Raw genomic sequence first — 13,980 nt, 5'->3', positions numbered from 1 at the left:
CAGGCTTTAAGATTTACGATGTACTAGCTTCTATCTCAGGCAATCAGCCCTTAAGAACCACAACGGGGTGTGCTCTAAAACGGGGCCTGCCGGGAAAACTAGAATAGCAAACGTGCCTATGTTGATCGGTATCGGGCTTAACAGTCCCATATACACTTTCCATGGAGAAAAAGACCGTTTCATCTTGTCCATCTATGAAGCCACTGTATCTGTTTTGTATCAAATTGCTCACAGTTCCTTCTTTCCTTTCAACCGACAAGTAGCACAGATCTTGACATTTTTCCGCAAGCTCTTGGGCTGTAGGCCGGTTTTCGGGATCATATTCCAAACAACTATCAACCAATGCCTGTAACTCTTGAGCCAGCGGAGTAAATTGAGTTTTCTGGGTCATAAAGCTCGGCCAAGATTTTCTATCTCTATTCTTAACATTTACCGCAGCTTCAAGGTATACACCGAATGGGTATTCCCCGGTCAGCAACTTGAACATCATTGCTCCAACAGACCAAATATCGACTGTCCTCCCTGGATCCTCCCCGGGTTGTCTAAACATCATTTCAGGAGCCATAAAAGGCAGAGCGCCTCTGATGGTTCCTGAGGTCGAACGAGTAATGTCCCCACCTTTAGCGGCATCATCAAAAACTTCCTGAGTCAGAGTCGCTATCCCAAAGTCGGTTATTTTCAAGTGCTGGAGATTGACCCCTCCGGTCACCATAACGTTACTGGGCTTCAAATCCCTGTGAACAACACCAACACGATGCGAGGCAGAAACTCCTTTTGCCAAGTGGTGCAATACTCGTGCGCCGAGATGGGGATCGAGGCAGCCGAATCGATCCAATTTGTCCTCTAAGGTTTCACCAGGGACAAATTCCTCGACCAAATACTCGACACCTGCGTCAGTAAAGTAATCTAGTGTTTTTGCGACATTGTGATGGTTAACCCTTGCTGCGATTCTTGCGCTGTTTTTGAAACGCTTTCCCGCTTGACCAGCTTGGGGAGTCTTTAAAGCAACATCCATTTCCAATAACTGGTCTCTGGCAAGAAAGACTTCCTGCATCCCGCCTCTACCAATATGATCAACCAATTGATATCGACCACTTACGATATCGCCAATTTGAATCACGGCATTACCTCCGGGTTCGAAACATCAAACGTAACAAATCGTCTGGGTCGATTAGGGGGACCAAATGTCAAGACACAGCAATTTGGCAGTTCATCGCCGACATTTATCCCTGAATTATTCACATAAACACTGCCGGAAAGCGCGGTTACGATAAATTGCAGACCATTGTAATTAACCTCTATAGATCCGACATCTTCACTTTTCACCCGGATGTTTGGTGAAGCTGCGCTTAACTCATGGGTCGCGTTTTGGAGAACCACAAGCGCACGATGCCTGTTAAAAAGAAGGTGCCGTCTCAGTACAGCCTCCACATGTTCCATTGTGGGCCGTTCTTGGGGATTTGTATTCACACAGCTCTCAAGAGCTGATACGACATCAGCTGGCAAATCAGGCAATAACGTGGAAAATGATCCTGGAGGCACTGCCCCAGGTGGCAAAGCTAGCAACTCAGCAGGGACATTATTATCAACTAGGGTGAGCGACATTACACCAAATGCAAACACATCAATTGCTTGATCAAAGCTAATATCTTTGCTTCTGAACAACTCCGGAGCCATATACCCCGGAGTGCCTATAATGCTAGATGTTTGAGCATCTGTACCGGTATTTCTTGATAGGCCGAAATCCAGGATTTTAATCACGTCATCGGTATCATACCTGATATTGTTGGGCTTGATATCTCTATGGATTACCCCTTGTCTATGAATATCTAATAGCCCACAAGCAATTTGCCAAAGGGTAAAAAGATGTGCTTTCCCACGCTCAACAGATCCGACCCCGAGGTCCCGTCCCTCGATATGCTCTAGGACTAGCGCAGTCTTTTCCTGGCCTCCGTCTTGAACGGTAATAACGTCGTATAACTGGACTACATGCTTGGAACGCAACTGGATAAGAACTTTTTGCTCATCTATTAAACGTCGACTTTCCTCGCCATCCTTTAACATTTTCAGTACAACAGGTCGCTCCAAGTGCACATCAGTACACTCAATGATATCTCCCATACCGCCACCACTAGAAACCCCGGTCGGGGCATACCGTTTTGGAAGAATCATTTTTCGCTGTCCTCCTCCTTCGGGTTGACTTTCGAATCAATCTCAAAAGTCAGTTGTGGCGCTTCCTCTTTAGGAGTTTCCTTCTTTTTCCCTCTTGGTTTTCTAGGCTTTTTCACCGGTTTTTCTTCAGGGGCCTTTTTTTCTTCCACTATTTCCAGCTTTTCAGCTTTTTCCCACCCGCCCTCAGCTGGAGGCAAAGCTGCCTGGTCCGGCTTTAACCACATTACGTGCAGGGCGCTAAAAGAATCCCATACTTCAACACCGGTATCCTGAGAGCCAGAAAGAGATTGTATAAGTTCTGGTAGTTGTGTTACTGCAAGCGAGGCATTATCCGGTGCTCCCCCCCACTTTGCTAAGGTAACCAAATTACTCGCGATCTCTGGAAGAGTTTTGGCATTGATCAGGACATCTGAAAGCGATTCTTGTCTAATGAAGTGAACACCGTCAGAGGTAACAAGAAGCCGTTTAGCATTATCCGGGACAGAGTCAATATGAGCTTTTAATCCCTTACCCATTCCGATGAATTGCAAAAGCTCCTTACCTTGCCCTCCCACCGCTTCCTCTAAAGAATCATCGACCGTCAGCCTACTCACCTTGATCTCGTTATTATCTGCAACGGTTGCATATATCCTGCTATCTCCAACATTCAGAGTCATCGCTGGATGGTCACATCCCACGAGAAGCGTTGACAGTGTAGCGCCTCCTGCGCCTTTGGAATATTCATAAACGGCTTCGTTTGCTTTATGTGCAGCCGCTTCAAGACGCTTAGCCGGAGCCAGTTGACGATAGCGAATGATAGAGTACAGAAAAGCGGACATGGCACGAACAGCACATTCCGATCCGTTTCTCATCCCCCCCATTCCATCCACAAGAGCTAAAACAACAAACGGCTTTGAAACAGCATGCACTCGCATCATTGCAACTCGGTCCTGATTTTCCTCTCGAACCAAGCCGACATCCGTGGTTAAAAATACGGGCATTTCAGCAACGAGATTCCCCCCGCTTTCGGCTGTAGGGCGGGAGAACCATCGTATCAAACGATCATTCAACATGTGTTGGCTCCATAGGGGACGATTAGGATGCTAATTTTGAGAAGAATTCCCTTAACCGCGCTAGAGTATCTCAGGCATTAGCGACCGTCAAGAATTGATCTCCCCCCCATCAGCCTTCACCCCTTTAAAACTCCCCCGCTTCTCATCCCCACGCGCAAAACGGAACACATTCTTATCCACGCACCGCTTGAGGGTGATATCCACATAGGTGGTCTGATTGGGCGCGACAATATCGGTCAGTGATACGCCATCGGAACGGAACTCGGCGCACTGGTAATAGGAAAAGCCCTGTTGCGGGCGGGCGATGACACGGATGCCGAACAGGCCATCCTTGATTTCGTGGAAGCGGTCGACATCGATGTAAAACACCAGGTTGCTGGTCTTGGCGTTCATCTGGCGATCCTGCAGGAAGCTTTTCGGCATCCCCTTGGGCTGATAGCTTTTGCCGCCGAGGAGCAGGATGTCGTAATCATCCTTGCTGAAGCTGTTGCCCTGATCGTCCTGCACCCGGAACACCAGCATGGCGTAGCGTTCGCAGGTTTTGTCCTGGCGGGCTTTGGCCTGGGCTTCTGCGGTCAGGGCTGCCAGTTCAGCGGCGCGTTGCTGGTAGGCGCTGTATGATTCGACCTGCAGGCATTTGAGAATGTCCGCGACCACCGGTTGTGCCGCGCCTTTTTCTTTGTTGATGCTGCGCATGATGCCCATGGTGGTGCCGGAATGGCTGTACTGGTTGTAGACCCTCAGCGCCACGCTGGGCGAAGTGCGCACCGGGTGCTTTTCGTCATACACCAGCCGGGTGGTATAGGGCTTTTTGCGCACCACTTCGTCGCTCTGGCACACGGAAAAGAAACGGTAATTCATATTGGCCCCGGATACACGGACGACGCCATCGCTGCCGGGTTCGGTCAGGTAGTTGTTGATGAAGTCGTAAAATTTGCGGTCAATGCCCTGGCCGCTGAGGACGAAGGGATAGACGTTGTACGCGGCATAGTCGTAATGCAGGCCGCTTTCGTTGAGGCGGCGCTGCCCTTCACTGCCGAGGCACAGCCAGTCAAGCACCCGCTGCCCCGGCTCGACGCCGTTGAACCAGGCCTGAATGCGGCCGACGCGCTGCTTGCCGAGGATGGCCAGGGACGAACCGTGGTTGGCCGGGGCCAGCATCACCAGATGGCGCAGCGGTGTGGCACTGAGATTTTCCGGGCCATAAAATCGATTAAGCCAGTAGCGCACCACCGGGCCGCCGGTGGAATGAGTGATACAGGAGAAGGGTTGAATCTGATCCGCATTGCCGGGCAGATCGTGCAGGGCTTTGTGCAGGCCGCGGGCAATATCGTCAAGAGTGACTTCGTCGTGAAAGCTGACGTATTTGCCGAGATGGATGTGGTGCAGATCAAGTTGCAGGTCGTAATCAGATGAGGCGGCTTGCAGCGCCTCGGGCAGTTGGCCGTAGGTGTCAGTATTGGTGACGCTCCAGCCGTGGACAAAAATCAGACGCATGATGATGACTCCCCCGAGCAGTGTGTGGCAATCCATTCATAATATTTTGCGCGAAATTCCGGGGACACCATACCTAACCTGCCTAACTTTTGGCTCCTCGCTATTCCGTGTGGGTAATAATATGAGGAGGTGCCTTTCCCCAACCGACCTTCCCGCAGGAGCGCTGTCACACACTGCGCCCTGCACTGAAAATCGAAGATAAACAACACCCTCTTTCCTTGCAAGGTTTCTAATGCTTCACATCGCCGGTTGATTTATGCCCTTGCCATCGCACAGACGGCGCTACCGGCGAAAAAAAAGGGCACACCCAAAGGATGTGCCCCGTCACTCTGTTCGGTCGGGCAGTGCCGCCGGTCATTGGTCGGCTGCGGCCTGTATTGGCGCGGGGTTTTCATCGTGCCACGCGATCTTCAGCGTCAGCTGCCCGTTTTCGGCAACCACCTGTACGCAGCTGCCATCGCGGATTTCTCCAGCGATGATTGCCCGTCCCAGGCGGGTTTCCAGCTCGTGCTGGAGGAAGCGTTTGACCGGCCGCGCGCCGAAATGCGGATCGTAGGCGCGGGCGCAGATCAGATCGCGGGCGCTGTCGTCCAGTTGAATGCGGATGCGCCGCTCGCTCAGGCGCTGCTGCACGTCGGCCACCTGCAGGTCGATGATCTGGCGCAACTCGCCACGGGTGAGGGGCGTGAACAGGATGGTATCGTCAATGCGGTTGAGAAATTCCGGCCGGAAGGCCTGTTGCAGGCGCTGTTCGACCGCCTGACGGGCCGCCGGGCTGATCTGCCCTTCCGTGCCGCTGTCCTGCAGCAGAAACTCAGCCCCCAGGTTTGAGGTCATGATGATGACGGTGTTCTTGAAATCGATGGTGCGACCCTGACTGTCGGTCACGCGGCCATCGTCGAGCACCTGCAACAGCACATTGAACACCTCGGGATGGGCTTTTTCGACCTCGTCGAACAGCACCACGGCATAGGGCCGCCGCCGCACCGCCTCGCTGAGCTGGCCGCCTTCTTCGTAGCCGACATAGCCCGGCGGCGCGCCGAGCAAGCGACTGACGCTGAATTTTTCCATGTATTCCGACATGTCGATGCGCACCATCTGCTCCTCGCTGTCGAACAGGGCCTCGGCCAGGGCGCGGGCCAGTTCGGTCTTGCCAACACCGGTGGGGCCGAGAAACAGGAAGGAACCCATGGGCCGACGCGGGTCTTTGATGCCGGCGCGAGCGCGAATGACGGCGTCGCTAACGCGCTGAACGGCTTCATCCTGGCCGATGACACGGGCATGCAGCTGCTGGTCGAGATGCAGCAGCTTGTCGCGCTCCGACTCCAGCAAGCGCGTGAGCGGAATGCCGGTCCAGCGGGCGACAATGCCGGCGATTTCATCGGGACCAACACATTCATGCAAGAGCCGCTGGCCGTCGGGCCGCTCGCGGTTTTCCTCTTCCAGCGCCTGCAGCTTCTTTTCCAGTTCCGGCAGACGGCCGTGGCGCAGTTCGGCGGCGCGGTTGAGATCATAATGGCGCTCGGCCTCGGCCAGTTCGCGCCCCAGCCGTTCGATGTCCTCGCGCAGCTGCTGAATCTGGCGCTGCGACTGCTTCTCGATCTCCCACTGGGCCTTGAAGGTATCGACAATGTGTTTCTGTTCGGCCAGTTCGGCCTGAATGGCAGCCAAGCGCTCCTTGCTGGCGGCGTCCTTTTCCTTGCGCAGGGCCGCCGCTTCGATCTCCAGCTGCATCACCCGCCGCGCCGCCGTGTCCATGGCCGCCGGCATGGAATCCATTTCGGTGCGGATCAGGGCGCAGGCTTCGTCAACCAGGTCGATGGCCTTGTCCGGCAGGAAGCGGTCGCTGATGTAGCGCTGGCTCAGGGTGGCCGCCGCCACCAGCGCCTGATCCTGAATCTGCACGCCGTGATGTACCTCGAAGCGTTCCTTCAGGCCGCGCAGGATGCTGATGCTGTCCTCGACGCTGGGGGCTTCGACCATCACCGGCTGGAAGCGGCGCTCCAGCGCGGCATCCTTTTCGATGTACTGGCGATACTCGTCCAGCGTGGTGGCGCCGATACAGTGCAGTTCACCACGGGCCAGCATGGGCTTGAGCATGTTGCCGGCGTCCATGGCACCCTCGGTCTTGCCGGCGCCGACAATGGTGTGCAACTCGTCGATGAACAGGATGATGCGGCCCTCGCTGTTGCGGATTTCGCTCAGCACCGCCTTGAGCCGCTCCTCGAATTCGCCACGGTATTTGGCGCCGGCCACCAGGGAACCCATATCAAGGGCAAAGAGGGTCTTGTCGCGCATGCCATCGGGCACATCACCGCGCACGATGCGCTGGGCCAGGCCCTCGACAATGGCGGTCTTGCCGACGCCGGGCTCGCCGATAAGCACCGGGTTGTTCTTGGTTTTGCGCGACAGAATGCGGATAACACGGCGGATCTCCTCGTCGCGACCGATCACCGGATCGAGCTTGCCGTCGCGTACCGCCGCCACCAGATCACGGCCATATTTCTCCAGCGCCTCGTAGGTGCCCTCGGGCTGATCGCTGGTGACGCGCTGGTGCCCCCGCACCTGCTGCAGGGCCTGCAACAGCGCCGCATGGTCGAGCCCCGCGCGCTGAATCAGCTGACCGAAGGCACTGTCCTTCGGCTCCGTCGCCGCCGCCAGCAGCAGATGCTCGACACTCAGATATTCATCCTTGAGCCGGCCCGCTTCCTGTTCGGCCCGCTCCAGCAGCCGCTGCAGTCGCACCGAGGCATACAGGTGGCTTTCCTCGACACCCCGGCCCTGCACCTGGGGGCGGTGAGCCAGGGCCTGTTCCAACGCGGCCAACAAGCCGGCCGGCTTGAGTCCGGCACGCTCAAGCAGGCGCGGCGCCAGACCCTGGGTATCCTGCACCAACGCCAGCAGCAGGTGCTCACAGTCAATTTCGGCATGCTGGCGCTGGCGGGCCAGCTGCTGGGCCTGTTGCAGGGCCTGCTGGGTGTTACGGGTCAGTTTTTCCATGTTCATCGCTTCGGTCTCCTTTTCTGCGGTCCATCCGACCACTGCCGTCAAACTGGGCATGGCCGGCAGCCTTGTCAACCCCCTGGCGTCAAAAAATTGTCGTCAGCGGGTGAGGCTCCTGCCAGCATGCCAGAAAAAGGGCGGCTGTAAATCGGGAGGGGAAGAACAACGAAGACAATGGAACGTCAAGACGAGAACGACGGAGAAGAATGGCAACTAGGAACTGCCGGTCAGACCGGAGTCGGCATCGGCCGCTGCTGCAGAAAACGCATCAATTCATCAGCCGGCATCGGCCGCCCCAGCAGGTAGCCCTGCACATCGTCACAGCCGTGACGGCGCATGAATTCGAGTTGGGCCGGGGTTTCAACCCCCTCGGCCACCACCTGCAGCCGCAGGCTGTGCGCCAGGGCGATGATGGCCTCAATGATCACGGCATCATCGCTGTCGCTGGTCAGATCCTTGACAAAAGAGCGATCGATCTTGAGGCGATTAAGGGGAAAATGCTTCAGATAGCTGAGGGAGGAATAGCCGGTGCCGAAGTCGTCAATGGCTGTCAGGGTGCCCAGTTCGCGCAGCTGTTCAAGCACCTCCCGCACCTGCTCGGGTTTTTCCATCAACAGGCTTTCGGTCAGCTCCAGTTCCAGCAATTCGGGCGGCAGGGCCGTCTGGCGCAACACCTGGGCCACGGTCTGCGGCAGGCTGCGGGTGAACTGGCGGGCCGACAGATTAACCGCTACCCGCAGCTGGCGGTAGCCGGCATTGTACCAGCGCCGCGCTGCCAGGCAGGCCTGTTCCAGCACCCAGTGACCAATGGTCAGAATCAGATCGGATTCCTCGGCCAGGGGAATGAACAGCACCGGCGAAATCTGGCCCTTGCTGGCATGATTCCAGCGCAGCAGGGCTTCCGCCCCCACCACGGCGCCATCACTCAGGCGCAGTTGCGGCTGGTAGTAAAGCTCGAATTCGCCCCGGTCGAGGGCACGATGCAGATCGCTGTTGAGAAACAGGCGCTCAAAGGCGCGCTGGTTCATCTCCGGCATGTAAAACTGATAGGTATTGCGCCCGTTTTCCTTGGCCTGGTACATGGCCGTATCGGCATTCTTCAGCAGACTGTCGCCATCGCTGCCATCCATCGGAAACAGGGCAATGCCCAGACTGGCAGTGCAGACAATTTCATGCTCGTCAACCTGGAAGGGCTCAGCCATCAGATCGAGCACCTTGACGGCCGCGCTGATGACATCCTGCTGGGTGACGCAGCCCGACAGCACAATGACAAATTCGTCACCACCCATGCGCGCCAGGCTGTCCCCCTGGCGCAGCCGTACGGTCATGCGCTCGGCCACCGCCACCAGCAGACGGTCGCCACTGCTGTTACCAAGGGAATCGTTGATCTTCTTGAACTGGTCGAGGTCGAAGGCCAACACGGCCACCAGGCCATTCTGGCGCCGCGCCTGGGCCAGCGCCTGGCTGAGCCGGTCGCGAATCAGCACCCGGTTGGGCAGGCCGGTCAATTCATCGTAGTAGGCCAGCCGCTCGATCTGACGCTGCGCCTGACGGGTGGCCGTGACATCGGTGAGCAGGGCGGCAAAGCGTTGCGGCAGTGGCCGCGTCAGCGACACGTGCAACTCGCGGCCACGCAGGCTGATTTCCTGGGTACGCGGCACACCATCGGCGACAACGGCTTCGAGCAAGCGCAGGTAGGGAATTTCTTTCTGCCAGTAGAGACTGCTGGCGCGCTGGCCGACCAGCCGCTCGGCATTGTACTGCAGAATCCGGCAGGCCGCCGGGTTGACATCATGGAGGACAAAGTCCACCGCCCGACCGGCAGCGTTGCGGATCAACTCGCCGACAATCAAGCCTTCGTTCATGGCGGCATACAGTGCCCGGTAACGTTCCTCGCTGGCACGCAGCGCATCTTCGGCCTTTTTGCGGGCGCGAATATCGATAAAGCTTTCCAGGATGTACTGCTTGCCGCCAAGTTCAAGCAACGTAGCGGTCTTGAGCACTGGAATATGCTCGCCATAGGCATCGATCAGAATGCGTTCGGCGTTGTCGAGCTTCTGATTCAGGTCGGTCAGCGGGCAGGCGCCCCGCTGCGCCGGGCAGATATAACGGTGGCAAACCGCGCCGATGATGCGTTCGCGCCGGTCACCAATCAGGCGAATCGCCATCGGATTGGCATCGACAATGCGATGGCTTTCGGGATCAATAATCAGGATGCCGGCCATCAGGGTATTGAAGATCGCCGACAGGCGGCTTTCGGCGGCCTGCAGCATCAACTCATTATGCCGCCGTTCGGTGATATCGTTGAAGGCCAGCACCCGCAGCTGGCACTGGCCGGCCCGGTCGCGCACGGGAGCCACCAGCAGCTGGAACACCTGGTCAGCGTGGCAATACTCGGGCTCCTCCAGCAGGCCTTCCTGCTGCCGCAGGCGCTCAGCCAGTGCGGCGCTGAAGGGAAAAGCCAGCGGCACATCGCCGGTTGCCAGAGCGAAGGTCTCCGCGGCGCGCCGGTTACAGCTGTGTACCCTGAGCTGGTCATCGAGCACCACGATAGCAGCGCCGGTGGCATCGAAGACCGCCTGCAGCTCCTCGTGCGCCAGACTCAGATGGTCATGAATATCGTGCAGATGCTCGATCATCTGGGCGACGCTCTCGGCAATGATGCCGATGGGATCGATTTCCAGCAGGCTGGCGTCGTCCAACTCCTCCGTGCGCAGCGGCGCCGTGCCCATGATGGCCAGCAGCTGATCGATCTTGGCGCGGACGTAGGCCACCAGCCGGCGCTCCAGGCTGGCTGGCGAATCGACCGCCAAGGCGGCGCTATCGGGGGGGCCGGAGGTCTGCATCCCTTCTCCTTGACTGGACGGCGTCAGCCGCGCCCGATGCGCAGGCAGTAGCCGCGCGGGCAGGGTTCAACACTGACTGCATAACCCATGTTGCCAACCGCCTCGGGAATGGTGTGGGTGGCCTCGCGCGCATCCAGATAAAGCACCAGCATCAGCCGGCCCTCGCGCAGGGCCTGACGATGACGATTGACCTCGCGCAGGGCGGTCAGCAGGGCCGACGGACAGACCTGGCCACAGATATCGAACTCACGGATTTCCACGGTCACCTGCCGCGAAATGGGTCAACAGTTGGCGCAACACCAGAGCGCCGGCAGCGGCGCCCGGCAACAGCCCCAAAACAAACAGCAGCGCATTGAGCCCGAGAATGGGCAAATCACCCAACAGATAGTGCACATTGCAGCCCGGCCCCATGCGGGCCGCCAACCCGGTCAGCAGACCGCCTGCCAGCACCAGAGCATACTGCCAGGCCGGCACCCGCCAGACCAGGCGCCATTCGCCCAGCCGCCAGGCGGAAAAGGCGCTGCCCAGCACAATACCAAGAACCAGCGGTGCCTGCAGCAGGGCTAGCGCATCCCAGCCCGGCCCCAGCCGGCCCGCCAATTTAAGGCTTTGGGGATTGAGCAGCGGTGCCACATACTCCAGCCGCAGCCGCTGACCATAGTCGAGCGCGGCCACATGGTCCGGCAGCAGCAGCTGTTCCACACTCAACCCCAGCTTGACATAGCTGGAGGTAATGCCCATGGGCATGCCGACCAAAAGACACAACAGCACCGTCAGGCCTGCCCAGGCCAGGGCCGTGCGCCAGGGCTGGATAAAGCCGCGTGCGGCGCAGCGGCGGTGAAATCCGCGCTGCCGGCCGTAACGCCACAGCGCCAGGGTCAGTAAAACCATCAGCGGCCAGACCAGGCTGGCGACAGGCCATTGCAACAACTCGGGCAGGGTTTTGTAAGGCAGATGCGGCCAGCCGGCCGTAAGCCCTTCCCACCAGGGAGCGAATTCTGCGTACAGGGTCGCACCGGCCACCATCGCCAGAAAGGCGACAAAATTGAGCAGGCTGCCGGTCGCCATCTTGTACAGGCAGCCGACCACGCAGCTGCCGCAGAGCACCGAGCCAAAACCGAACAGGGCACCACCGATCAGACTGGTCAGCAACAGCGGCTTGACGGTGATGAAGGCGGCGCCGGACCAGAGACCGCCGAGCCGCGCCAGTTCGAGCAACAGCATGGTGGCGCCGATCTGCAGCAGCAGAACCGGCAGCAGGCCGGCGCGGCGGAACAGGAACAGATCGCGCACCATGCCGGTCAGGCAGTAATCGCTGCGATGCATCAGAAAACCGGCGACCAGCGCCACCGCCAGGCTGACAAGCAAAACCAGCAGCAGAGGCGCAGACAAGGGGAGCAGCGGCGCGGTCACCGGGGCGGAGGTCATGGCAGTGGCACTCCGGCGGGCGGCAGCGGCTCGATGCCGCGGTTGCCGAAGCGCAGCAGGCAGAGCTGCACCTGGGCCTCGCCATCGGCGGCAAAACCGCTCAGGCCACTGACCATTTCCTGATAGCGCAGGGGATCGGGCCGCAGCAGTTCCTCGCGCAGCAGCGCCGGCGTCGGCGCCTCGCACTGCCGCACCAGTTGCAGCAACAGACGGGCACAGTCGTAACCCTGCGCCTCCAGCAAGGTCGGCGGTTCACCGTAACGGGCCTGGTAATCGCGGACAAAGCGCTGCGCCGCCGGTCGCGCCCCGTCAGCGCAAAAACCATCGCAGAACAGGGCGTCGGCCACATAAGGACCGGCCTGCTGCTGCAGCTGTTCGGAACGCCAGCCATGAATCCCCAGCAATTGAACGCCCTCGATGCCGTAATACACCAGCTGCGGGGCCAACAGGGCAATCTGCTCGGCGTAATCGGGCAGAAACAGCGCCTCGAAGCCCAACGTCGGCAAACCCTGCTGGCGCCGATTATGCTGCTCACGGTCGGCAACCGCCAGACTGCCGGCGTCAAGCCCGGCCGGCAGATCACGCAGGGCCAGCAACTGCGGCCGGAAATCCGTCGCCTGCTCAGCATAGCGCTGCCAGGAATGCACCTGGCCACCGCGCCGCCGCACCGCCTCGGCAAACAGCCGGGCAAAGCGTTCACCGCTGCTGTTGTCTGGCTGCAGAATGGCATAACGGGTCAGGCCAAGACGGCCGAAACTGTAATCCAGCAGGGTTTCGACCTGCTGACGACTGGTCAGGCTGTGGCGGAAGACATAGGCGCCCTGAGCGGGCAGATCGGGCCAGTGCGACAGGCTCAACAGCGGCACCTGCAGCTGGTCGGCCAGCGGAGCACAGGCTTGCGCCGCCTCACTGCTCAAGGGGCCGAGAACCGCCAGCACCCGCTCCTGCTCCACCAGCTGGCGCAGTTCGTCAACCGCGCGGGCAGGATCGGCGGCGCTGTCACGGAACAGCAGCTCCGCCGCATCGGCCCCCGCCTGAGCCGCTGCCAGTTCCATGCCCTGGCGCACCATCTGGCCAAAGGGCGCATAGCGCCCCGTCAGCGGCAACAGCACCCCGATGGCCCGGCGTTGCCAGGGCGTCCCGTTCAGCTGACCCAGCAGTGTCACCAGCTGCTGACGCAAGGCGGGAGCGGTGGCCGCAGCCAGCAATTGACTGAGTTGGTGCGTCAGAGTCCGGCGCTCGGGCGCGTCTGCCGCCAGCTGTCGAGCCTGCCGAACCTGTTCGCGCAAATCAGGCAACTGCAGCAGCGGCTCCAGGCCGGTGCCGGCAAACATGAACTCCGCCTCGGCCCGCTCCGCCGCCGGCAGCTGCCTGACCAGCGTCTCCAGTTCGTGCCACAGCTCTTCGTCGGCCGGCGCCGGCTGCTGCAACAGCTGACTGTAGAGCATCAGGGCCTGCAGTTGCTGGCCACGGGCCTGCGCCAGGCGCAGCTGCAACCGCAGCCGTTCAGGCGCTGACGCGGCATTGGTCGGCACTGGCCGACGGTCAAGCAACTGCTGGGCCGCATCGAGTTGGCCAAGGGAAATCTGTTCGGCGACGAGGGCCTGCCACAAATCCGGCGACAACGCCGCCGGCGGCAAGCGGCGGGCATAGGCCAACGCCTGTTCGGGCAACTGCTGTTGCCACAGCAGATCGGCCAGCAGCGTCATGGCCTCCTGCCGCACGACATCCTCTGTGCTTTCCAGCAGCAGTTGCCGCAACTGCGACTGGGCCGCGTCTATCTGGCCTGTCGCCACCAGCTGCCGCACCGCCGCCAAGGGTTCAGCCGCACCGTCCTGTGCCCGCGCCCCGCCCGGCCAGGCCGCCGGCAGCAGGACCAGCAACAAAGCGACCAGAGCGATTCCTCTTCCCAGCATCATGGCAACAAGCACTCCTCGACAAGCCACCGAGCACGCTCCTGCGGCAGGACAAAGAAAAAAGCC

9 protein-coding genes are annotated in these 13,980 nt (G+C 59.4%); all 9 read right to left on the bottom strand.

What is annotated here, in order from left to right:
- Positions 1-43: 43 nt before the first annotated feature.
- Positions 44-1,120, bottom strand: a complete 1,077-nt coding sequence (locus tag BLR80_RS09870; RefSeq protein ID WP_092079404.1) for a serine/threonine-protein kinase — start codon at positions 1,118-1,120, stop codon at positions 44-46.
- Positions 1,117-2,172: a serine/threonine-protein kinase gene (locus BLR80_RS09865; protein ID WP_092079402.1), complete on the bottom strand. Its 1,056-nt coding sequence runs from the start codon at positions 2,170-2,172 to the stop codon at positions 1,117-1,119. The genes BLR80_RS09870 and BLR80_RS09865 overlap by 4 nt, the downstream gene beginning before the upstream one ends.
- The gene (locus tag BLR80_RS09860) at positions 2,169-3,224 is read right to left on the bottom strand and encodes a PP2C family protein-serine/threonine phosphatase (RefSeq protein WP_092079399.1); all 1,056 of its coding nucleotides are present in this window, start codon (positions 3,222-3,224) and stop codon (positions 2,169-2,171) included. Before BLR80_RS09860 ends, BLR80_RS09865 begins: the two co-directional genes overlap by 4 nt.
- A gap of 87 nt (positions 3,225-3,311) precedes the next feature.
- Positions 3,312-4,721 carry an esterase/lipase family protein gene (locus BLR80_RS09855; protein WP_092079396.1) on the bottom strand — a complete coding sequence of 470 codons (1,410 nt, stop codon included), beginning with the start codon at positions 4,719-4,721 and terminating at the stop codon, positions 3,312-3,314.
- A gap of 354 nt (positions 4,722-5,075) precedes the next feature.
- Positions 5,076-7,727, bottom strand: a complete 2,652-nt coding sequence (gene clpB / locus BLR80_RS09850; protein ID WP_092079393.1) for an ATP-dependent chaperone ClpB — start codon at positions 7,725-7,727, stop codon at positions 5,076-5,078.
- 224 nt (positions 7,728-7,951) lie between these two features.
- Positions 7,952-10,570: a sensor domain-containing protein gene (locus tag BLR80_RS09845; RefSeq protein ID WP_092079390.1), complete on the bottom strand. Its 2,619-nt coding sequence runs from the start codon at positions 10,568-10,570 to the stop codon at positions 7,952-7,954.
- 23 nt (positions 10,571-10,593) lie between these two features.
- Positions 10,594-10,830, bottom strand: coding sequence for a sulfurtransferase TusA family protein (locus BLR80_RS09840; protein WP_092079387.1), 237 nt, complete (start codon positions 10,828-10,830; stop codon positions 10,594-10,596).
- Positions 10,817-11,998 (bottom strand): YeeE/YedE thiosulfate transporter family protein, encoded by a 1,182-nt coding sequence (locus tag BLR80_RS09835; protein ID WP_092079384.1) that lies wholly within the window; start codon positions 11,996-11,998, stop codon positions 10,817-10,819. Before BLR80_RS09835 ends, BLR80_RS09840 begins: the two co-directional genes overlap by 14 nt.
- Positions 11,995-13,917 (bottom strand): penicillin-binding protein activator, encoded by a 1,923-nt coding sequence (locus tag BLR80_RS09830; RefSeq protein WP_092079381.1) that lies wholly within the window; start codon positions 13,915-13,917, stop codon positions 11,995-11,997. The genes BLR80_RS09835 and BLR80_RS09830 overlap by 4 nt, the downstream gene beginning before the upstream one ends.
- Positions 13,918-13,980 lie beyond the last annotated feature (63 nt).

The organism is Desulfuromonas thiophila (assembly GCF_900101955.1).
Taxonomy (GTDB): domain Bacteria; phylum Desulfobacterota; class Desulfuromonadia; order Desulfuromonadales; family Desulfuromonadaceae; genus Pseudodesulfuromonas; species Pseudodesulfuromonas thiophila.
Note: the sequence above shows the minus strand (reverse complement) of the source record. Positions and strands in the feature narration are given on the sequence as shown.